16 protein-coding genes and 1 pseudogene are annotated in these 21,421 nt (G+C 63.0%); 11 read left to right on the top strand and 6 right to left on the bottom strand.

Annotation, left to right across the window (positions count from 1 at the left end):
* Positions 1-59 precede the first annotated feature (59 nt).
* Together P5205_15885 and P5205_15880 are read left to right on the top strand one after the other, a co-directional pair.
* On the top strand, positions 60-311 hold the full coding sequence (locus P5205_15885) for a DUF4258 domain-containing protein (protein HSA11841.1): 252 nt from the start codon (positions 60-62) through the stop codon (positions 309-311).
* Positions 308-574: a DUF2283 domain-containing protein gene (locus P5205_15880; protein HSA11840.1), complete on the top strand. Its 267-nt coding sequence runs from the start codon at positions 308-310 to the stop codon at positions 572-574. The genes P5205_15885 and P5205_15880 overlap by 4 nt, the downstream gene beginning before the upstream one ends.
* Positions 575-800: 226 nt before the next feature.
* On the opposite strand, the gene P5205_15875 is transcribed toward P5205_15880, so the two are convergent.
* Both P5205_15875 and P5205_15870 read right to left on the bottom strand, forming a co-directional pair.
* The gene (locus P5205_15875; protein ID HSA11839.1) at positions 801-2,333 is read right to left on the bottom strand and encodes a leucine-rich repeat protein; all 1,533 of its coding nucleotides are present in this window, start codon (positions 2,331-2,333) and stop codon (positions 801-803) included.
* 432 nt (positions 2,334-2,765) lie between these two features.
* Positions 2,766-4,250, bottom strand: a complete 1,485-nt coding sequence (locus P5205_15870) for a DUF1343 domain-containing protein (protein ID HSA11838.1) — start codon at positions 4,248-4,250, stop codon at positions 2,766-2,768.
* Between the two features lie 172 nt (positions 4,251-4,422).
* Between P5205_15870 and P5205_15865 the strand changes: the two are divergent.
* The 3 genes and pseudogenes from P5205_15865 (at position 4,423) to P5205_15855 (ending at position 8,035) form a co-directional block, all read left to right on the top strand.
* Positions 4,423-5,520: pseudogene (locus tag P5205_15865) on the top strand (dihydroxy-acid dehydratase).
* A gap of 522 nt (positions 5,521-6,042) precedes the next feature.
* Positions 6,043-6,687: a dihydroxy-acid dehydratase gene (locus P5205_15860; GenBank protein ID HSA11837.1), complete on the top strand. Its 645-nt coding sequence runs from the start codon at positions 6,043-6,045 to the stop codon at positions 6,685-6,687.
* 373 nt (positions 6,688-7,060) lie between these two features.
* On the top strand, positions 7,061-8,035 hold the full coding sequence (locus P5205_15855) for a hypothetical protein (GenBank protein ID HSA11836.1): 975 nt from the start codon (positions 7,061-7,063) through the stop codon (positions 8,033-8,035).
* A gap of 32 nt (positions 8,036-8,067) precedes the next feature.
* On the opposite strand, the gene P5205_15850 is transcribed toward P5205_15855, so the two are convergent.
* On the bottom strand, positions 8,068-11,649 hold the full coding sequence (locus P5205_15850) for an AsmA family protein (protein HSA11835.1): 3,582 nt from the start codon (positions 11,647-11,649) through the stop codon (positions 8,068-8,070).
* 199 nt (positions 11,650-11,848) lie between these two features.
* On the opposite strand from P5205_15850, the gene P5205_15845 reads away from it, so the two are divergent.
* The gene (locus tag P5205_15845; protein ID HSA11834.1) at positions 11,849-12,328 is read left to right on the top strand and encodes a hypothetical protein; all 480 of its coding nucleotides are present in this window, start codon (positions 11,849-11,851) and stop codon (positions 12,326-12,328) included.
* 7 nt (positions 12,329-12,335) lie between these two features.
* On the opposite strand, the gene mtnA is transcribed toward P5205_15845, so the two are convergent.
* Together mtnA and P5205_15835 are read right to left on the bottom strand one after the other, a co-directional pair.
* A complete protein-coding gene (gene mtnA, locus P5205_15840) occupies positions 12,336-13,457 on the bottom strand; it encodes an S-methyl-5-thioribose-1-phosphate isomerase (protein ID HSA11833.1) in 1,122 nt (373 codons plus the stop codon).
* Positions 13,454-13,873, bottom strand: coding sequence for a hypothetical protein (locus P5205_15835; protein ID HSA11832.1), 420 nt, complete (start codon positions 13,871-13,873; stop codon positions 13,454-13,456). Before P5205_15835 ends, mtnA begins: the two co-directional genes overlap by 4 nt.
* A gap of 148 nt (positions 13,874-14,021) precedes the next feature.
* On the opposite strand from P5205_15835, the gene P5205_15830 reads away from it, so the two are divergent.
* Entirely contained in the window at positions 14,022-15,662 is a 1,641-nt protein-coding gene (locus P5205_15830; protein HSA11831.1) for a formate--tetrahydrofolate ligase, read from the top strand.
* Positions 15,663-15,728: 66 nt separating this feature from the next.
* A complete protein-coding gene (locus P5205_15825; GenBank protein ID HSA11830.1) occupies positions 15,729-16,187 on the top strand; it encodes a response regulator in 459 nt (152 codons plus the stop codon).
* Positions 16,188-16,190: 3 nt separating this feature from the next.
* Here the strand turns inward: P5205_15825 and P5205_15820 are convergent, their stop codons facing one another.
* Positions 16,191-17,114 (bottom strand): hypothetical protein, encoded by a 924-nt coding sequence (locus P5205_15820; GenBank protein HSA11829.1) that lies wholly within the window; start codon positions 17,112-17,114, stop codon positions 16,191-16,193.
* 295 nt (positions 17,115-17,409) lie between these two features.
* Here P5205_15820 and P5205_15815 point away from each other — a divergent pair, with 295 nt between their 5' ends.
* The 3 genes from P5205_15815 to P5205_15805 all read left to right on the top strand — a co-directional run bounded on the left by P5205_15815 (position 17,410) and on the right by P5205_15805 (position 21,234).
* Entirely contained in the window at positions 17,410-18,129 is a 720-nt protein-coding gene (locus tag P5205_15815) for a Crp/Fnr family transcriptional regulator (GenBank protein ID HSA11828.1), read from the top strand.
* A gap of 239 nt (positions 18,130-18,368) precedes the next feature.
* Positions 18,369-19,733 carry an endo-1,4-beta-xylanase gene (locus tag P5205_15810; GenBank protein HSA11827.1) on the top strand — a complete coding sequence of 455 codons (1,365 nt, stop codon included), beginning with the start codon at positions 18,369-18,371 and terminating at the stop codon, positions 19,731-19,733.
* A gap of 46 nt (positions 19,734-19,779) precedes the next feature.
* Positions 19,780-21,234 (top strand): hypothetical protein, encoded by a 1,455-nt coding sequence (locus tag P5205_15805; protein HSA11826.1) that lies wholly within the window; start codon positions 19,780-19,782, stop codon positions 21,232-21,234.
* Positions 21,235-21,421 lie beyond the last annotated feature (187 nt).

Here is a 21,421-nt window from a genome sequence, read left to right as displayed (position 1 = left end):
GCAATGGGTGAGATTGGTGAAATGCGTATGGCGCTCGAAGCCGCGGTCGAGGTGAAGCCGTGAAGTACGAATTGAGCGAGCACGCACTGATGCGCATGCGGGAACGAAAGATCGAATCGGCCTGGTTGGAACAGGCCCTCACCCGGCCAGAACGCACCGAGCCGGATGCGGATGATCCGGGCATGCAACACCGGCTGGCGGCAATCGCGGAACAAGGCTATCGTGTGCTGCGCGTCGTGTGCGATCCGCGGGCCCATCCGCTCAAGGTCATCACGGTGCATTTTGACCGAAGCATGAAAGGCAAACTGTGAGACTGACGATTGATCCGGCAGCCGACGCGCTCTACCTGCGCCTCAACGACACGGAGATTGCCGATTCGGAGCAAGTCGCCCCCGGCGTGGTGCTGGACTATGACGCCCAGGATAACCTCGTGGGCGTGGAAATGCTGCATGTCTCCAAGCGCGCCGGCAAGGGAGACATGCACCGCCTGCTGTTTGAAACCCTCGGAGCCGCGAGCCCGGAAACGATGACCGTGCAGGAAACCCCGCCGCCCTACGGCAAGAGAACTCCTTAGCTATCGGCTATCCGGCTATTGGGTATCGGCCAGAGACACCTTTGTTGCAGGGAACTCCTATCAAGGGGCACCCGGCGCTTCCTCCAGCCCCTCCTGGTCCATCTGGAAGCTCAGCAAGCCCCGCCCACAAACCCTTGCCAGGACACCGGCCCCGCCCTCCAGTTCGCGAAGTTGGGCTAACGACGGCGGCTACCCAGCCGTAGTCGCGGACGTCAGTCCGCGCTATTCACGGCGAGCGGATGCGGTAGAAGCGCGTCGGGTAATTCGTCCAGTCGGGGTCGCTGAAATAGACAGAACCGTTGGTGAGAGTGCAACTCGCAAGCAAGACCCAGTTTGGGCTTGCCAAGCCTGAACTCGCTTCTACCGCGATGGGGATATTGGCCGTTCCGGCGATGTCAAACCCGAATCTATTCGTCCGCACCCCGAAATTGGGTCCGCTACCCTGCGCCTGCGGGTTCCAGAGCAAGGCCGGGCGACTTTTGAACGTGGAAGTCCAGCCCGTCGTGCCTGGCAGATAATAGACGATTACGTTGAATGCATAGTTGAAGATCATTGCACCAGCGGTGGGAGCGTCGCCTTGGAAGTACACGGCCCTCAGGCCGGTGCAGAGATAAAAGGCGGAGTCAACGATGTTGGTAACGCTCCTTGGAATCGTGATGCTGGCCAGGTTGGTGCAGGAATCGAAGGCACTCTGGCCGATGGTGCCAATGTGGTTGCCCATCATAACGTTCGTGAGTGCTCGGCAAAACTGGAACGCTATGGTTCCGATGCTCGTGACACCGTTGCCGATGGTCACACGCGCCAGGGCAGCGCAGGAACTAAAACACTGGAACGGAATGTTGGTTAGCCCGTTGCCGATTGTGACACTGGTGAGGTTGCTGCAGACCCCAAACGCAGAATTGCCCATGCTGGTGACACTGTCAGGGATCGTGACGCTGGTTAAGCTATGGCATTGTTGGAAAGCGTTCCCCCCGATCGTGCGCACGGCGTTGGGGATCGCGATATTGGTAAGGCTCGTGCAGAGCCAAAATGCGCCAGATTGAATGCTGAGGAGGTTCGTAGGCAGCGCGACCGTGCTCAAGCCGCTGCAGTTTCGGAACAGGTCAGTTGGAAGATTGGTGACGCTGTTGCCGACCACGACGTTAGTGAGGCCGCTGCAGCCATAAAAGGCCCGGCTTCCCAGACTGGTTACACTGTCCGGGATTCGCACATCCGCCAGGGCGGTGCATGAATCGAACGCATTGTTTCCAATGCTGGTAACGCTCCCGCCGATCGTTAGGTTGGTAAGGTGGGTGCAGCTATAGAAAGCCTGGACCCCGATGCTGGCGACGCTGTCGGGAATGGTGACGTTATTAAGCCAAATGCAGAGATAGAACGCGCTGTCCCCGATCACCGTGACGCTGTCGGGAATCATGACGTTGGTCAAGTTGGCACAGCTCTGGAACATCCCTGCGCTAATGCCCACGACGCTGTCAGGGATCACCATGCTGGTCAGGCCGCTGCAGCCACGGAATGCGTCCTCTCCAATATTGGTCACGCTGTTGGGAATGGTAATGCCAGTCACGCTGCTGCGGTTATAGAACGCCTGGAACCCAATGCCGGTTACGGGCAGACCGTTGGTCTCGCTGGGGATGACCACCGTGCCTCCGGAGCCGTTGTATCCGGTGATGGTAATGGCACCATTGTTGGTTACGAACAGGAACTGGGAATGCGTCACGGCTGGCAACGCCAAGACCAGTATTAGCGACAGGAGTCTCATGGCGGAGCCAGCCATGACAACAGAGGGCTGCTCTTGGGATGCCAGGCGAGGCACGAAGGAATGGGCACACATAGTGATCTCTGAGTTTAGGTAGCGCTACGATCGGAAAGTATACGCCCCCCCCCGAGATTGCAAGCCCTGGTTCCTGATGTTTGCAGTTCCAGCAGGGCAGATTCAAGAAGATGTAGCCGCCAACGTCAGTTGGCGCTAATCTCCGTCCCGGCGAAAGAATGCGCCGAGTGACGTCGGCGGCTACCCCGCCGTAGCGGCGGACGTCAGCCCGCGCGGAATCCGTCCCAAGCGCGCGTACTGATCACGCACTGGCGGCCTGCGAATGTTTGCGCCGTCTGACGACGGCGGCTACCCCGCCGTAGCCGCGGACGTCAGCCCGCGCTGATCCCACCCCAAACGAACAGCACCACCGCGTCAGCCTCAGGGCAGCAGCTCCAGCCGGTAGAACCTCAGCGCGGAGTCCGGGCTGAGGGGCACCCTCACTGCGCCTCCCGTGCCGGGGTGATCGCCCGCGTCATCCCACGCGCCGGAAAGCTGGTCGTGAGACCAGAGACGATAGTCCCGGCCAAGCAGCCCTTGCCAAACCAGCTCGAACTCTCCGCCGCCCGACCCGGTCTGGCGCGCGGAAGCGAATGAGGGCCCGGGCTCAGGATAGAGCAGGTAGTTCCGGCGCAGGGCGCGGAACTGGGCGAGGCGGGTCTGCCAGCCGGCGATGATGGCGTCCACGCTTTGCGTCTTGAGCGAGGTGTTCAGGCCCGGGACGCCCATCAGGTTGGCCGCGTAGGAGGTGATGGTCACCTGGGTGGGATAGACTTTGTAGGCGGTCTGGAGGAGGCACAGGCCGGTCCGGATCGGGTCGAAGGTGTCGCGATTGGTGACCACGACCTGGACGCCGCCGCAGAGCTTGCCCGAGTGCTTCGAGCTGGTGGGCGTAAACGTGACCGGATCAAACCGCACGCCCGCCAGGCCGTTGGTGGCCAGGGCGGAGGCGAGCGTCGCTCCATTGATGAACGGCGCGCCGATCTTCTCAAACGGTTTGTCCGTCCCGCGGCCCTCGCTCAGGTTGCTGCCCTCGATGATGCACGTGCCCGGATAGACCGTCGCCGTGTTGGTGGTGCGCATGTTTGGAGAAGGACGCACGAACACCCGCCCCGTCTCGGCCCACCACTGGTCTCGGGTCCAGGTCGGCATCAGGATCACGTGCAGCTCGACCTTGGGCGACATCCACTCCTCGTTCCACATCTTCGCCACTTCGCCCGCAGTCATCCCATGCCGGGTCGCCACGCCAAACGCCGCCCCCGTGCCCAACCGCCCGATGATCCCGTAGTCCACCGTATTGGGAGAACCTTCGACCCGCATGCCGCCGACCGGGTTGGGCCGGTCAACGATGTAGAACGGCTTGCCGTTGCGCGCCGCCGCTTCCAGGCAGTAGGTCATCGTCCACAGGAACGTGTAGAAGCGCACGCCCACTTCCTGGAGGTCAAAGACCAACAGGTCCACGCCGGCGAGCTGGGCGTCGGTGGGCGCGTTGCGGAGCGAGTAGATGTCGTAAACCGGTATCCCGGTAGCCGGGTCAACGTAGTCGCCGCCACCCACCCCGGGCGGCAGCGTGCCGCGCAGGCCGTGTTCGGGCGCGAAGAAGGCGGTGATGGTGACGCCCGGCGCATTGGTGAGATAATCCGCGTCCAGGTTCCCGCTCTCGTCACAGCCGGACGGGTTAGTAATCATCCCGATGCGCTTCCCCTGTGCCACCATGATCAACTCCCCGAGCTGCTGTTGCACCGGTGTCGCGCCGGCCGGCGCTGTCGGCAGCCCAGCCGCGAGCAGCGCAACGCCCAGCCCGCAGGCCGCCGCTTTCCCGCAGCCATGCCACCAACAGGTCAATCGGTTTCCCACCGCGCTCATTCGTTCCGCACAGGAGCCAAGCTACCGTCCGCCACTATCCGCTTCCGGCGGGCGATTACAAGCCTCATCCGTCCATCCGTGATCCAAGATCAACCACGTGACAACGCCGGACCTGCCTGTTACCTTGCCGCGTGACCTCTCGGCAACAACCGCCGGGACGCCATAGAATCCTATGCGATCTGACATCATCAAAAAGGGCGCCGAACGCGCGCCGCACCGCTCGCTGTTGCGGGCCACCGGCTCCATCGAATCCGAGGCGGATTGGGACAAGCCGTTCATCGCTGTCTGCAACTCTTACACTGACTGCATCCCCGGCCATGCCCACCTCAACGAGGTCGGCATGCTGGTCAAGCGCCTCGTCCGCGAGGCGGGCGGCGTGCCGCTCATCTTCAACACCATCGGCGTGGACGACGGCATCGCGATGGGCCACAGCGGCATGAAATATTCCCTGCCCTCGCGCGAGCTGATCGCCGACTGCGTCGAGTCCATGGTCCGCGCGCACTGTTTTGACGGCATGATCTGCATCCCGAACTGCGACAAGATCGTGCCTGGCATGTTGATGGCCAGCATGAGGTTGAACATCCCGACGGTCTTCGTGAGCGGCGGACCGATGGCCGCTGGCATCGCGGAAAAAGCCCCCGAGAGCGACCTGCCGGAGCATCTGCGCCCCGCCACCCAGAAGTCCGACCTCATCTCGGTGTTCAAAGGCGTGGGCGAGCTGCAGGTGGGCAAGATCACCGCCGCGGACTTGCAGAAACTCGAACAAAGCGCCTGCCCGACCTGTGGTTCCTGTTCGGGCATGTTCACCGCCAACTCGATGAACTGCCTCTGCGAAGCGCTCGGCATGGCCCTGCCCGGCAATGGCACCATCCTGGCCGTCTCCAAGGAGCGCGAAGCCCTCTATGAGCGCGCCGCCCGGGCCATTATCAAGCTGGTCCAGGTGGACCTCAAACCCCGCGACATCGCCACGCAGGAGGCGTTCGACAACGCCATCGTCCTCGATGTGGCCATGGGCGGCTCCACCAACACCATCCTGCACACGCTCGCCATTGCGCGCGAAGCCGGCATCCCCTACGACATTAAACGCATTGACGACATCTCGCGCCGCGTGCCGTGTCTGTGCAAGGTTTCCCCCTCTTCGAACTACCACGTCCAGGACGTGCACCGGGCGGGCGGCATTCACACCATCTTGGGCGAACTCAAGCGCATGGGCGCCCTGAACCCGGGCTGCAAGACCGTGACCGGCAAGACCATTGGCGAGAACATAGACGATTGGGACGCGCGCTCCGAAAAGTGCACCCCTTGGGCCAAGACCTCGCGCGTGGCCGGCTGCTCGGCGCTGGTACTGGACCCGAATGACAAGCTCGGCCCCGCCGCGCGCACCCCCGGCGGAAACCTCGCGCCCAAGCCGCTCCTGTTCTTCCCCGGCGACCCGCGCGGCATCACGCTCTGGCGTTTCGCGGCAGCGTTCAACGCAGGCGACCCAGCCGCCATCGCCGCCCTGTTCGACGAAGACGGGGAGATGCAAGTCAATGAGACCCTCACCTGGAAGGGCCCGGCCGCTATCGAAGCCGGCCTGAAAGAGAAGTTCGCCGAGTTCAAAGGACTCGTGCGCGCCGAGCTGGGGACGCTGAAAGGCACGCCGTTGCTGGTGATGTGGCAATACGCCAAAGGCGCCGAGAAGAAGATCTGCTGCTTGTTGCGCACGGGCCGCCTGCGCGGATGGCAGATCCACAAGGCCTACCACGAATACCGCCCGGCCCAGCTTGCGGAAGCCCAGCCCAGCGGCCTGATGCCCTACGACTCCGCGTTCAGGTTCAACGCCCAGGACTGCATCCGCACCAAGGATACCGCCTACACGAAGGACGGCGGCCTGGCCATCCTCTACGGCCAGCTCGCGCCCGAAGGCTGCGTGGTCAAGACCGCTGGCATCAGCGATGAGTTCAAGCAATACTGCGGCCCCGGCTTCGTGTTTGAAGGCCCCTGCGTCATCTTCGAAAGCCAGGAGGACGCCTGTGAAGGCATTCTCGGCGGCAAGGTCAAAGCGGGCGACGTGGTCGTCATCCGCAACGAAGGACCGCGCGGCGGGCCGGGCATGCAGGAGATGCTCTCGCCGACCAGCTACATCGTCGGCCTGGGGCTCAGCGACAAGGTGGCCCTTGTCACCGACGGCCGGTTCAGCGGCGGCACCGCCGGCGCGTGCATCGGGCACGTCTCACCCGAGGCGGTGGAAGGCGGCCCCATCGGCCTGCTGCGCAACGGCGACCGCCTGCGCATAGACTTCCCCAACCGCCGCATAGACATCGTGGTGCCGGAAGCCGAGCTGGCCGCACGCAAACAGACGTGGCAACCCGTGAAGCGCGACCTCAACGGCTGGCTGGCCCGCTACCAAAAGCAGGTCACCAACGCCAGCCAGGGCGGCATCCTGGCGGGATAGCCTGCCCCCAACCGGCGGCTGACTTAGGCGGCTAAGCGCCCACAGCGTATCCGTACCGGCCTGTTGTCCGGACTCGGGCCCCTTCCCCCAAAGGAGCCCCTCCGTATCCTCACCGTATCCTCACCGGATACACACCGTAGGTTCATTTCCGTAACCCACTACGGCCGTGGAACTTACGCCAATACACCAACCCCACCCATTCGGAAAACCGCATAACTCTTTCCGGCACAGGCACTTATGCCGGTTTCTGGCCGGCAATTCGCGCCGTTAGCCCCGCCTTTCCACTAAGATTCCCTGCAAGAACTGGACCTCTTCGCCCGTAAATGGTGTAAGCGGCTTCAATTACACACAAACCAGGAGAATGGGAAAAACAGTGAGAAACCGACTCGATTCGATGCGGTGCGGAGCCGTTCAGACGCATAGGAACATCGCTCTGGTGCCGCTTATAGCCAAGACTGACGGCACGTTCCAATATTGCACCCTGAACGAGGCGCTTGCGAATTGGGACGTCGCCATCACTGAGGTTTCGGCTGCCGGCTCGGTTCCAGAACTGAAAATCGTCAACCGCGGGCACATGCCCGTGCTGCTCATTGATGGCGAGGAACTTGCCGGGGCCAGGCAAAACCGCGCCGTCAACTGTTCGATTCTGCTCCGCGAGCTATGCGCGGCCAGAATCCCGGTCAGCAGCACCGAACAAGGTCGCTGGGCGTATTCGTCGAGTGCCTTGAGAGACTCCGGCCACGTCATGGCCCACAAGAGCAGGGCCCTGAAGGCCCATTCGGTCCTGCGTTCACTGGAGAAATCCGGAGTTCACCATTCCAACCAGGCTGAGGTCTGGGAAAGTGTCGCCGAGTGTGTGGTCAAAGCCGGCATTCCTTCGCCTACCTCCGCCATGAGCGACGTCTTCAAAGCCCGGGAAAGCGACCTGCAGCGTTGCATCGAAGCCTTCCCGTGCCTCCCCGGCCAGGTCGGCCTGCTCGCCATCATCAACGGACAACCCGCCGGCGCGGATGTCGTCTCCCGCACCTCCGCCTACGCCAAACTGCATCCCAAGCTGGTGCAGAGCTACTCCCTGGAAGGCTTGCTGGCTTCCGAGCCCAAGACCATTACGCCGGACGCGGCCGAGACGCGGAGCCGGGAATTCCTGGCCGAAATCATGGCCGCTGAGGCACGACGATTCCCGTCCATTGGCTATGGCGCCGATGTCCGCTTCAGAGCCAAAGCCCTGACCGGAACCGCGCTGGTTCACGACAACGAAGTCATTCACGCCGCCTTCTTCCGGGTGGCAGACGCGAACGGGGCAAAGCTCAGGTCCCGCCGCCGCAGCCATCGAGCCAAGCGCACATAGCAGCAGGAACCCTCCCCCTCCCGGCTAACCCATCACCTGAAGATGCCCTTGAGCGGGTTTCTGGAAGGCGCTTTATTCGTAGCCGAGGCGTTGGTTTCCGCGGGCGCGCCCTTGCCCAGAATGCCGCCGATGCCTTGCAAGAGTCCGCCCACCGCGCCGCCGGGCTGATTCGTGGCCGTTTGATTCGTCGTCCCGGCGGGCTTGGTGCCCAGAATGCTGCCCAGCAACCCGCCCGCGGTATCCCCCGCCGCAGGCACGAATCCGGTCACACTCTTCAGCACCGTGCCGGCCAACGCCCCCTTCTTGATGTCGGCCTTAGGCTCGCCCACCGTGCCGCTCATGGTCAGAAAGTCGGGCAGCTTGGCGTAGGTGGCGTTGGTGTCGGCGGAAGCCAGGTTCATCCGCCGCGCGATTGGCTGGCTCAGCGAGACCGCGACGGGAATCCGCAGGGTTGAGTTCGTGAGCACGGGAGCGAGAGTGATCGTGCCGCTCGCGTTGGCGAGGAACGCCGCGCTCTGCACCACCGCCTGCTTGAGGTCCACCCGGCCCGAGCCGGCCGTCAGGCTGGCGTTGAGCGCGTCAATCGGCGACCGCTGCAAGTCATCCGCCAGCCCGCCGCTGGCGCCGGCCTTGCCCCCGGTCAGGTTGCCCAGCAGCGAACCGAGGCCCGCGGCGGGATTGCGCAACAGTTCGGGTATCCCCGCGATGACATTAACAACGCCTTTGAACATCGGGTTCTTGAGGTTCACCACGCTGTAGTTGAGATTCGTCGAGGTCATATCGAACTGCCCGGCAAGGTTCTTCTGGAGGCTGGCGCCGGTGGTCCCCGCGCCCGTCAGTTTGCCCTGGGCGGTCGCCGTGCCACCAAGCTGCCCCTTCATCTCCGGCTGGAACGAGTTGACCAGCGGCGCCAGCGGGACGGCCTGCGCGTTGAACGCCAGGTCGTACTTCCAGCCCGGCACCCCCAGGTCAAGATCAACCGTTGAACTGACCGGCGCGCCGTTGAGCGTCAACTTGATCGGGTTCATCACCACGCGCCCGCCGTCCATCTTCACCGTGGTCTGCCAGTCGGCAATATCCACCTCGTGCAGGTAAAACCGGCCGATGGCCGCGCTAACCGTGAAATTGCGGAGCGGCAATTGGATGGCCTCGGGTTCCTGGTTGGCGTCGGCGGGCGCAGGAGCGCTCGGAGACGTCGCCGACCCGGCCGCCGCCGGCTCGCCGCTCATGAACAAGTCGTAGTAGCTGGTCAGATCAATCGAGTCCGCCGTGAGCTTGAGTTCACCCGTGATGGCGTTGGTCCTGGACATATCCACTTGGCCGCTCAACTGCGCCTGATTCTTCGCGCGGGCCGTCGGCGTCAGCGCTACCTGGAACTGGCGCACGTCGGCCACCTGCTTGCGCAGGGAGACATCCGCCTGCATCTTCGCCTCCAGCGGGGTGGCGGGGGACTGCCCCTTCGAATCCTTCACTATCAGGTTGGCCAACTGCATGTCGGCTTTCAGGGCCGAGGATCCTTGCGGGTCGTATTGCCCCGCGGCGTTCGCATTGAGGCCGGCCGAGACGACTTGCCTGCCCGCCAGCATTGGCGCGAGGAACGGTCCCAGTGCGTGCTGATTCCAATCCGCCAGCCGGGCCTTAAATTCGGCGGTCTGCTTCGACAAATTATACTTCGCGGTGAAATCATAGCTCCCGCCGGCATTCGCCCCTTGGGTCACCTTACCCGCGGCTTTCCGCACCTGGACCTCCTGCGGCGTCATGCCCGCGTCGAAATCGGCCGTCGCGCCGAAACGGTTCAGCTCATTCTTCCCATACCGCCCCGTGAAATCAGCCAGCGCGAAGGTGCCAGTGACGGTCTGCGCCTTCTGCTTCTGAGTGAAGTGGGCTTTGAGGTCCACCGTGCCCGCCGAAACGCTCGTGTCCGGCTGCGGCAGGGCCTGGAGCAGCGGCGCCAGCGCCGCTTGGGCATTGAACCGCATATCGGCGGTCTCGGCGGCCATGTCATAAGTGCCCGAGGCGGACATGGTCGCCAGCGCCTGGCTCTGCCGGGCGGCCTCCAGCGTCAAACTGGCGAGGTTGAATTGTCTCAGGTCAATGGCTTTGCCGTTGGCCTGCAAAGTGATGGTCGCGTCCGACAGTTGGTTGCTGCCGATGATCGCGGTCAGATGATCAATACGGGAGTCGCAGTCGAAGGTCACCTGTCGGCCGCCTTGCTGCGACAGCAGCCTCGCGTTGGCCGCCACCAATCCCGCGGGCGCAATCTCGCCCAGGAAAGGCTTCCAGTCGGCAAGGTTCAAGCTCAAGACCTTCAGGGTCAGCGCCGAATCGCTCGCGGCGCCGCCGGCGTTGCCCCAGGTGATTTGCATCGGGCTGGTCAACGCGCCTGTGAGCAACGGATTGCCGTTTTGCGTCCCCATCAAGTTCAGGCCGCGCAGCGTGGCGAGGCTTTGACCGCGATCCACGGTGAGGTCGTAGTCCTTGTGGAGGTCCAGCCGGGGCGTAGTTTGATTCATGCGCGTCACCTGGAACTGCTTCACGTCCACCTGGCCGCGGGCGGTGATGATTGAGCCGCCTTTGGTCAACTCGACCAGGTTGGTCGAGCCGATGGTGGTCGGGCCGAAATTCAGACCGCTCTGGGCCCCGGCCAGGTCCAGCAACCGCTGGTCAATAGAGGAGAGCACGATGCTCAGCCGCCCTTCGAGCTTCTCCATGTCGAACGGCCCGCTGGCGCGCAGTTCGCCCAGGTGCGTCTGGCCCTTTTGGAAGCGCACTGCGGCGTCCTTGATTTCGGTCGGCGTGACGTCCACGCCGAGCACGGCCCCCACCGCGGCGAAATCCGCCAGCGCGCCTTCCGCGCGGCTCACGTCCAGGCGTGTGCTGCCTTTGATCGTAGCCGGCTTCAAATCCGCCAGCAGGGCAAAAGTGAAATCGCCGCCGAGCTTGGCCTGCACCAGTCCATTGGTGTATTCGGCTCGCATATCGGCCGCCAGGGCGAGCTTGCCCGTCTGGCCGTTCTTCAAGTCATCCATCGTGACGTTGACATGCGACAGCTCGATTAGCTCGCGCGTGCCGTTCGTGGAGTTCTTCACCTGCCGGATCGTCGCGTCCGTGAGCGTGAACTTCTTTAGATCTATTTGCATCGGCTTGCCCGGCTTCGCCGGCGAGGCAGGCTCCTTCTCGGGCGCCTCGGCGGCTTGTGCCTGCATGATCGGGTCCAGGTTGCTGCTCCCGTCGTGATTCTCGACCAGCGCGACCGTCGGTGAAACCAGCGCCACTTCGTCCACGCGGATATTGCCTCCGAGAATGGCCAGAAGGCTGTAGCGCAAGCGCACCTCAGGGGCGGTGACCAGCGGTTCCGGGCCTGTCGTCTGGACCTTGAGATTGTGCAGGACCACCTTGCTGAACGGGCTGATCGAGGCGTCGCTCACCGTGACCTGGGCATTCATCGCCTTGCCCACGCGCGGCAAAATCACGCCTTTGAAAAAGCCCGAGCTGGTCGCCACGAAATACATCACGACGAGCAGGACGATCACCCCCCCGACGCCCCAGGCCAGTGCCCGGAGCCCGCGGCGGGGTTTCCCGGTTGCCGGTGAACCAAGTGATGCTTCAGTCATATGGATCCTATGCGAAATACGTTGCGCAGTGGGCGAAGGTGCTGGCATCGGCCAGACTCGCCGAACTGCCTCTTGACCGTAATATAGCGCAGATTTGACTCTCCGCCGCAAGCCGCCATTCAACCATGGCGAAGGCCACGCCTGCCAGACTGAGGGATTACGCCCGGCTGGCTTGCACTGGTGGCAAATGCTGGGCAGTATGGTCTTCACCATGTCCTACGATCGCGCAGACTTTGATTACAGCACGGATGCCGAGCCGCTGCCCAAGGGACACTCCGGGACGCACATCGGGATGTTCCTGGCATGGGCGGTGGAAAGCGGTCTGGAGAGCGACTTCCACCGTCAGCATTCAGCGGAACCGCTAGCCAGGTTGCGCCGGCGCGAGATTACGGGGCGGCAGTTCTTCGAAGCCGCCTGCAAGGAAAGGTTCTCCGAGAAGGACCTCAATGAGGTAGGCAATCAGTTCGCGCAGCATTACTATGTGGACGCGGCGGGGCGGCGAGGGGAATATTTTGCCGATTACAAGCAGGTGCTGGCCGCCCGCCTGCCGAGCTTTTGGCATGTCGCGGACAACTGGGCGAATTACGAGAAGATTGCCGCGGTGATCAACCGGCGCTACGAGGCGTGGAAGAATCCGCGCCCGCGCAAGCGCTGGTGGCAGTTCTGGAAATCGAGTTGACCGTGCGTCAGCCCGGCCAGCCCAGCTCCCGCCGCCGGGTCCACAGCTCGCGCGGCTTGAGGATGCCCACCGGGGTGATGATGCCCGTGATCAGTTCTGCCGGAGTGACATCGAAGCCCGGATTCAGCGCCCCGCTGGCAGGATTGGCCACGCGCACATAGCCGCGCCGTGCGGGACCCGATCGGCCGCGACCCGCCGCCACCCCCCACGCGCCGAGGACTTCGCTCTCGTGGCGTTCCTCGATCGGGATGTCGAAGCCGGTCCTCAAGTTCCAGTCAATGGAGGAGAGAGGAATGGCGACGTAGAAAGGAATGCCGTGCCGCCGGGCTAGAACCGCTTTGGTGTAGGTGCCGATCTTGTTGGCGACCTCGCCGGTGCGGCCCAATGTGCGGTCGCTGCCCACGATGACCAGGTCAATCCTGCCGCGTTGCATGAGGTGGCCGGCGGCATTGTCGGCGATGACCTGGTGGGAAATGCCCTGCTGCGCGAGTTCCCACGCCGTGAGAGTGGCGCCTTGTGAGCGCGGCCGGGTCTCGTCGCAATAGACATGGAACTTCCGTCCGCGCGCCTGGGCGGCATACAAGGGTGCCGTGGCGCTGCCGATGTCCACGAAGGCCAGCCAGCCGGCGTTGCAGTGGGTGAGAACGTTTATGCCGCCGCGGATGAGCCTGGCGCCGTGCCGCCCGATGGCCTCGCAATGCCGCACGTCGTCGTTGGCGAACTCCTCCGCCGCCGCCAGCGCCAGTCCTTGCCGCTCCTCGACCGTCTGGCCGGCGCGCATGGCCTGGTGCACATAGTTGACCGCATTGACCGGGTCCACCGCGGTGGGCCGGGCGGATTCGAGGGTTGCGGAAACCAAATCAACGTGCCGCTGGAAACCCGCCAGGCTGCGTCCCTGGAAAGCGCGGGCCCCTTGCGCCAGCCCGTAAGCCGCTGTGGCGCCAATCGCGCCGGCCCCGCGGACAACCATGTCGGTAATGGCACGCGCGGTTTGGCGGAAATCCCGCGCGGCGACGATCCGAAATTCGTGGGGGAGGAGCCGCTGCTCGATAAGCAGCACCGCGTTGCGCCGGACATCAAAGGTCACGGTGCGAAAGTGCCTGGCGCGACCGTGGACGGTGACGTTCAAGCGATCCTGACCTTCATCTTCCGAATCTTGCGCTCGATTTGGCGGTAGAGCGGATGCTGGCGAAGCTGGCGCAGGTCGGGATCCCGAGCCAGCCAGTTGAAATCGCGGTAGCCCAGGCGCAGGGCCTTCTCCAGCGCGGAGGCCGCGTCGTCGAACTCACCTTTGAGGGAATGACTGCAGGCAAGGTTATAGAAAACCAGCGGGTTGCGCGGCTGGAGCCGGGACAACCGCTGATCCACCTGGAGACTGTGGCTGTAATCACCGCGCAGCGTGTAGTAGTCTCCCAGGATCTGCCACGCCTCGACGTATTCAGGGTCGCGGCGAACCAGGCCCTCCAGGAATGCGATTCCAACCTCCAGCTCCCGTGCTTCTTTGCGGGTCAATGGCTTGCTCTTCGCACTACACTTATCCGGCATACAACAGTGTGGATTGTTTGAGAATGGGAGGGGCAAGTCAAGCGTCCGCATGATTATTTCGATCGTCGGCGGTGAATCGCTGCTGCCGCGCCTGGCCCCGCCAAAACGGGGCTCGCCTTGGCTCCCTGTTTGGTGCTATTAGCGGTGTATGCCTGAAGTGCTGTCAACTAACCATAGCCTGCCGCCCCGCCGCATTGCGGAAGTGGCGCGGGAACTGCATTTGGATACGGACAACATCCTTCCACACGGGCATTTCATTGCCAAGGTCCCCATTGACGAGCTGCGGGACCGTCAGGGCCAACCCGACGGACGCCTGGTCCTGGTCAGCGCCATGACCCCGACGCCCGAGGGGATTGGCAAGACGACCACCACCATCGGGCTGGCCGACGCGCTGCGGCGGTTGGGCAACCGCGCAATCTTCTGCGTCCGCGAACCTTCGCTGGGGCCCTACTTCGGCATCAAGGGCGGCGGCACCGGAGCCGGTCGCGCCCAGGTGGTCCCGGCCGAGGCGATCAATTTGCACTTCGTGGGCGACATGTACGCCGTGACCAAGGCCAACAATTTGCTCGCGGCAATGGTGGACAATCACCTCCAGCACGGCAACGAGCTGGGCATTGACCCCCGCCAGATTGTCCTGCGCCGCGTGATTGACCTGAATGACCGCGCCTTGCGCGACATCATCATCGGCCTGGGCGGCGTCAAACACGGCGTCCCCCGCCGCGACGGCTTCAACATCACGCCCGCGTCCGAGGTAATGGCCATTCTTTGCCTGGCACGGGATTATGGTGACCTGGGAGAGCGGCTCAGCCAGATGGTAGTCGCCTTCAATTACCAAGGCGAGCCGGTGCGGGCCTCCCAAATCAATGCCGTGGGGGCCATGCAGGTGCTGCTCCGCGATGCCATCCACCCGAACCTGGTCCAGTCCCACGAAGGCACACCGGCCTTTGTCCATGGCGGACCGTTCGCCAACATTGCCCAAGGCACCAATACCACCCTCGCTACGCGCCTGGCCCTCAAGCTGGCTGATTATGTGGTAACCGAAGCGGGGTTTGCCACCGAGCTGGGCGGGGAGAAGTTCTTCGACATCAAATGCAGGCTGGCGGGGTTGAATCCGGCGGGCGCCGTGATCGTGGCGACGGCGAAGGCGGTTGCGTACCACGGCGGCTTCACCGATTCCGGGGGTCTGGGCAATCTCGCCAAGCACATTGAGAATATTCGCCGCTTCGGCCTGGAGCCGGTTGTGGCCCTCAACCGTTTTCCCGACGACAAGCCGGCAGACCTGGATCGCATCATCCGATTCTGTAGCCGGCAGGAGGTGGAGGCGGTGGTGGCCGAGCACTATGCGCGCGGGGGCGAAGGCGCGGTGGAGCTTGCAGGGGCCGTGCTGCGGATGATCGGTCGAAATCATCGTCGCAAGTTGCGCTTCGCGTACCCGTTGGAGATGCCGCTGGACCGCAAGATTGAGGCGGTAGCACGCAAGTTATACGGGGCGGCGGGCGTGGATTTCGAGCCAGGCGCCCGGCACAATCTTGAACTCCTTACTCGTCACGGGTTTGCCAGGCTGCCGGTCTGCATCGCCAAGACACCCATGTCACTCTCGGATGATCCGGCTCGGCGCGGCCGGCCAAGCGGCTTTCGCATTCGGGTCAACGAACTGCGGATCTCAGCCGGCGCCGGCTTCGTGGTGGTGATTTGCGGGAACATCGTGACCATGCCCGGCCTGCCCAAAGTCCCGGCCGCCGCGCGCATCAAGATATTACCCTCCGGCCAGGCAATCGGACTTTCCTAAACAGGCCGTGATCGCGCCGCCGACGGCTTGCCGCGCTTGCCAGAATTCCCAAGATAAGGTATAAATATGGCAAGGTTTACAATGTCGAATCTGAGTCCTGTACTGTTGGCCGAAGACGACCCGAATGACGTGCTGCTCGTGCGCCGGGCATTCCAGGAGAACCAGACGCTCAACCCAGTACACGCGGTCGGGAACGGCGAGGAGGCAATCCAATACCTGGCCGGTGAAGGACAATTCGCCGATCGGAGCGCCTTTCCCTTTCCAGCCCTCTTCCTGCTCGACCTGAAAATGCCCGTCAAGGACGGCCTCGAGGTCCTCCGGTGGCTGCACGAGCATCCTGATATCCCAAGCAAATTGCCGGTGGTGGTGCTGAGCTCGGCGGAACTGCCCAACGAAACCCAGATGGCCTACGCAATGGATATCCAAGCCTGCATCGTCAAACCGCTGAGCTACTCCGAACTGCGGGAGAAGATCCGGATTCTTAAGGAGTATTGGCTGGACTACGAAGCCCGCGCCGCTTCTTGAAGTTTAAAAGACCTCGGCGGGAAGAGAGGTCGTCTGTCGCACCGTCTGGGCAATGCGCGAAAGGACCTTGAGCGGCAAGTGCCCGCTCTCCGAGTTCGGCGCCGGGCGCGTGGCCGAGTAGATCTGCACCAGGGAGATTTGGGCTCCGCCGTTCTTCAATTCCAGCAGGCGCTGAGCGTACTGCTCAATTTCCTCCAGCGGCGGTTCCTCGCCATTGATAGCCGGGAAAAGGCTCTGGATCACCACGGGGCGTTGGCGCCCCAGCATCAGGATGTTGGACAAGATCTTTTCCAGCGGCACCTCCGGGCGGTTGACCTTGTTGATGTAGGCTTGTGTGCCGCCGTCGAGCTTGGCCCACACCTCGTCGCTGCGCGTGAAATGCTTGAGCCCCTGCTGAACGTGGGGTTGGTCTAATCCGGTGGCGTTGGTCAACAGCACCAGCTTGAAGAACGGAAATCCGCTCAGGGCCCGGACGTGCACCACCGCCTGGAGCGCGTCGGCGAACCGCGGCGAGAGCGTGGGCTCGCCGTCGCCGCTCAACGCCACGTGCCGCATTTGCAGCAACTCGTCCGGGAGAGTGCGATACCAGGGCCGCTCGCGCAGGCGACCGCCCCGAACAAAAGCCAGAGTCTTCTTAAGCTCCGCCGCCATCGCTTCCACATCCAATTGCCCCTCGCCCTTGCCCCCGTTGCGGTGGACTTCGCAATACACGCAGTGGAAGTTGCAGTTCTTGCCGGGGCTCAGGTTGACGCCCACCGACAAGCCGCGCGCCCGCGCTGACACCACCGCATAAACGAAATGGTTATCCAGAAAGTCGCGCGGGCAGCCGAAGGCGGTCGCCGGGAGACCGTTGGTCCGATCCGGGAGGGTTCTTCTCTTCTCCGCCGGTTCGGCTAACGCTGAGGCTCGTTGAGCGGCTTCTTCCACAATTTCCACCGCACGTTAGCGCCACGGCCAGCCGCCAACTACACGATGCTTGTCAAAAAATGGACATTTTTTGGCGGCCCTGCATAAGACGAAATATCATTAGCAATTCTGATGCGCAATTCACGCCGTTTTGAGTGAACCGGCCCGAACGCTCGCGCGGCAGGCGCTGCGGCGCCCCATTGAGAATGGGGCGCCGGCCAGCCGCCAAGCACAGTCTCAAGGCGCGGGGCGCGATAGGCGCGGCTGAAAAGATTACTTTGGCTTTCAGAGCGATTGAAATACCTTCTAGGCTGGCATGGCCAATTCATTCACAGAGTTCAAACAAGCCGCGATTGTCAACACCCTCCGTGGCTGCCAGCTCTTTGCGGGCCTTGGAGCGGGGGACTTGAACAGCGTCGCGGATATCACCCTCGTCAAGTCGCTCAGCAAGGGCGACTATCTCTTCCGCGAAGGCGCCCCCGCGCAAGGTTTCTACATTGTGCAAAAGGGTGCCATCAACGTCCATCGCGTCAACGCTGCCGGCAAGGAGCAGGTCATCCATATCTTTCGCACCGGCGAGTCCTTTGCCGAGGCCGCCCTGGCGACCGCGTCCGGCTACCCGGCCGACGCCTGTGCCCTGGAGTCCTCGCAGGTGCTGCTGGTGGAGAAGGCCGGTTTCCTCGCCTTGCTCAAGCGCCAGCCCGATCTCGCCCTGCGGATGCTGGGTTCCATGAGCCTGCACCTGCGCACGCTCATCGCCCAGCTTGAAGATCTGACGCTCAAGGACGTCGAAACTCGCCTCGCAAACTGGCTCAGCAAGCGCTGCCCCGACCCTGCGTCACCCCGACCTGTCACCATCGAACTAAGGACCACCAAGCGAGTGCTCGCCGCCGAACTGGGCACCGTCAGCGAAACCTTCTCTCGCACGTTGGCCAAGTTCCGCCAACAGAAACTTGTCGCGGTCAAAGGCAAACACCTCACGGTCCTGTCCCCGCAAAAGTTGCGCGAGCTGCTCCGCCGCAACCTCGGCGAGTAGGCGTCAGCATTCCGCATCGGACCCTCCATCCTATGGGTCTCTTTCCCGTTCAATTTGCGCGCGCGTGAGCTTCACGCGTTCATGCCACCGGGAGGCATTCCCGCACGAACTTCGCTGCGCGACTGGGGGCTTTGGCGACGGCTTGGGGAAATGAAGCCCGTTTGCAGCTTGCGCTGCACAGGTGTGGAAGTTAGAACTTGGCCCGTGAACGTGCCAACGTTGGAGAACGCGGTGACACCATGACAGGCAGGAATTCGATGCTGCTGGGAACGATGGCGACGACCTTGATCCTGCTCAATGCCTGGGCCGCCGCGCCGGAGTCCTGGCGCAAGCAATGGGACGATCCAAGTCTTAACGCACGCGTCGAACAGAACATTGAACGGTTTCGCAAAGGGGATTGTGTCCTGGAAGTGGTGGACGCCGCCGGGGAGCCGGTGGGGGGCGCCAGGATCAAGGCGCGCCAGGTAAGCCATGAGTTTCTGTTTGGCTGCAACGGCTTTGTGCTGGGCCAGTTGAAGCCGGAGGACCTGGAAGAGCGCTACGAATCCGGATTTGTGCGGCTGTTCAACTTCCTCACCGTGCCGTTCTACTGGGAGGGCATCGAGCCGGCACGGGGCGAACTGCGGTATGCGGAGCCCGCGCGCGATATCTGGCGCCGGCCACCGCCGGACCGTTTCCTGCCCTTTGCCGCGAAGCACGGCATTACCCTCAAGGGGCATCCGCTGCTCTGGCACGCTTATAATCCGGCTTGGTTGCCCCAGGACGCGAACGCATTGCGCGACCTCTACCGCAAACGCTTTCGCGAAATCAGCAGCCGTTACGCCGACAAGATTCCCATCTGGGACGTGGTTAACGAATCACTGGTGTGCACCACCAATTACCCTCTCTACACGCCGGAACGGGCGTACGTGGGCTGGGCGTTCAAGGAAGTGGCGCCTTTGTTTCCCGCGCAAACCACGCTGATGATCAATGAGGTGACTCCCTTCAATTTTCCACCCGCCGGGAACAACCGGTATCTGGCCCAAATCAAGCAACTGCTCGCCCAGGGCGCCACCGTACGGGGAATTGGCTTTCAATACCATTTTATGCGGCGTGAGGCACTGGATAAATACCTCGCTGGCAAGGACTGCAATCCGCAGCGGTTGCTGGATCTGTACGAGGAGGCTGGCCGCTTCGGTCTGCCGCTTTATATCACGGAGATCACCTTTCCCTCAGCAGGTCCGGGCGGAGAAGAAGTTCAGGCTGCGGTGGTCCGCGATCATTATCGTCTTTGGTTCAGCGCGCCCATGATGGCCGGCATCACGTGGTGGAACCTGGGCGATGGAACCGCAGTCAAAGGCGAGAATGAGGCGATGGGCGGCTTGATGGACGCTCAACTCCAGCCCAAAGCTGCCTATCGGGCGCTGGATCAGCTCGTCAATCATACCTGGAAGACTCAGGCTGAATTTCAGACGGACGTCCGGGGCACCGCGCGGCTGCGCGGGTTCTACGGCAAATACGAAGTTGAAGTCACCAGCGGCGCCGCCGCTCGCAAGTTCCAGCTGAATCACCGGCGAGGTGAAGCAAAAGCCCATCGGCTTGTGTTGGCCCCGCATGACCAATGAGAGCCATGTTTCGGGGTCGCTTCAATCAGGCATTAACCAAAAGACCATGAAGGCACGCGTTGCGAAATCCCTGCTGACCCTGGCGGCTGCCGCAGCCATGAACTGCTGCGCGGCTGAGCTGCACATCGGCACGGCCAGCATCAGTATCACGCCCGACATGCCCGTTGCGCTCGACGGGCAATTCGAGACGCGTATCTCACGGGGTGTGGATAACCCAATCACAGCCACCGCCGTGGCCATCGAGGCCCGCGAAGGCGACCGAGTGGTTGACCAGGCCATTCTGCTCTCCGCCGACATCGTGGCGTTTCGCGCGTCAGTACCGCCAATGGTTCGCGAGCGTTTGCGCGCCAAGCTGCCCGCCTTCGATCCGCGCAAACTGGTCCTGACCGCCACGCACACCCACACGGGGCCGGTCACCGAGGAAGGAAAATATGACCTTCCCAAAGAGGGTGTGATGCGGCCCCGGGATTATGTGGAGTTTCTGGTGGACCGGCTGGCGGAGGTCGTCGCCCGCGCATGGAATCAGCGGCAGCCGGGCGGTGTGAGCTGGGGACTGGGACATGCCGTCGTGGGCCATAACCGGCGCGCGGTCTATGCCGACGGCACGGCCAAAATGTACGGCGCCACCGGCGTGCCCGAGTTCCGCGGCATCGAGGGCGGCGAAGACCACGGCATGGAACTGCTGTTCTTTTGGACTCCGGAGAAGCGGCTGCTGGCGGCGGGCATCAACCTGTCCTGCACCTCGCAGGAAGTGGAAGGCCGCTCGACCGTCAACGCGGACTTTTGGCACGACGTGCGCGAGCAGTTGCGCGCCGACGCGGGCGCGGAGCTGGGTGTGCTCGGCTGGCCCGGCGCCGCCGGCGATCTCTCGCCGCACTTCCTGTATCGCAAAGCGGCCGAGGAACGCATGCTCAAGCTGCGCGGGCTGAACCGCACCCAGGATATCGGACGCCGGATTGCACACGAGGTCATCGAGAGCAGCGAACTGGCCCGAAACGACATTCGGACGGACGCGCCCTTCGCGCACCAGGTTGTGGACCTCGTCCTGCCCGCGCGCAAAGTTACCGAGAAGGAAGCCGCAGAGGCGGCAAGGGAAATCGAAGCACTGAAGCAGAAAGCCGACACCTCCCATCGTGCGGCTTGGCACCAGGCGACGATTGATCGCCATCGAACACAGGGGAACGCGCCGACGTTTACCGCCGAGGTGCATGTGCTGCGGATCGGGGATATCGCCATCGCCACCAATCCGTTCGAGTTGTTCCAGGACTACGGGGTGCAGATCAAGAGCCGGAGCAAGGCCTTGCAAACGTTTGTCATCGAGCTGACCGGGGGCTCGGGCGGGTATCTGCCGACCGCGCGCGCCGTCGCGGGCGGCGGTTACAGCGCGATCGTCCAGAGCAACAAAGTGGGCCCCGAAGGCGGGCAGGAACTGGTGGATCGCACCGTGGAACTCATCAACAACTTGTGGAGCAAACCGGCGGCGACGCAACCGAAACCTTGAACGCGAGCCTTGAGGTTTCAAACCCATCTTGTGTAGTCGCAGACCGAAGATAGTCCCTGCTGGCGCCTGACTGGGAGTCTGCGGCGCGCTGTCGCCCGTCACAAAGGCCGCGTTGGAGGATAATCGGTGCTTGTTTCCGAGCTGCGCAGGATGAATATACCCGCATGATATTTCCTGGGCCTCCGGC

It is taken from the genome of Candidatus Paceibacterota bacterium, from assembly GCA_035452965.1.
Lineage (GTDB): Bacteria > Verrucomicrobiota > Verrucomicrobiia > Limisphaerales > UBA8199 > UBA8199.
The sequence above is the reverse complement of the archived record's forward strand: the minus strand, read 5'-3'. Positions and strand labels throughout refer to the sequence as shown.

Excerpts from the sequence above, each read along its gene's own strand:
- P5205_15875 (HSA11839.1), bottom strand. The coding sequence starts at position 2,333 with ATGAGACTCCTGTCGCTAATACTGGTCTTGGCGTTGCCAGCCGTGACG.
- P5205_15870 (HSA11838.1), bottom strand. The coding sequence starts at position 4,250 with ATGAGCGCGGTGGGAAACCGATTGACCTGTTGGTGGCATGGCTGCGGG.
- P5205_15860 (HSA11837.1), top strand. The coding sequence starts at position 6,043 with ATGCCCTACGACTCCGCGTTCAGGTTCAACGCCCAGGACTGCATCCGC.
- P5205_15850 (HSA11835.1), bottom strand. The coding sequence starts at position 11,649 with ATGACTGAAGCATCACTTGGTTCACCGGCAACCGGGAAACCCCGCCGC.
- P5205_15845 (HSA11834.1), top strand. The coding sequence starts at position 11,849 with ATGGTCTTCACCATGTCCTACGATCGCGCAGACTTTGATTACAGCACG.
- P5205_15835 (HSA11832.1), bottom strand. The coding sequence starts at position 13,873 with ATGCCGGATAAGTGTAGTGCGAAGAGCAAGCCATTGACCCGCAAAGAA.
- P5205_15830 (HSA11831.1), top strand. The coding sequence starts at position 14,022 with ATGCCTGAAGTGCTGTCAACTAACCATAGCCTGCCGCCCCGCCGCATT.
- P5205_15825 (HSA11830.1), top strand. The coding sequence starts at position 15,729 with ATGGCAAGGTTTACAATGTCGAATCTGAGTCCTGTACTGTTGGCCGAA.
- P5205_15815 (HSA11828.1), top strand. The coding sequence starts at position 17,410 with ATGGCCAATTCATTCACAGAGTTCAAACAAGCCGCGATTGTCAACACC.
- P5205_15810 (HSA11827.1), top strand. The coding sequence starts at position 18,369 with ATGACAGGCAGGAATTCGATGCTGCTGGGAACGATGGCGACGACCTTG.
- P5205_15805 (HSA11826.1), top strand. The coding sequence starts at position 19,780 with ATGAAGGCACGCGTTGCGAAATCCCTGCTGACCCTGGCGGCTGCCGCA.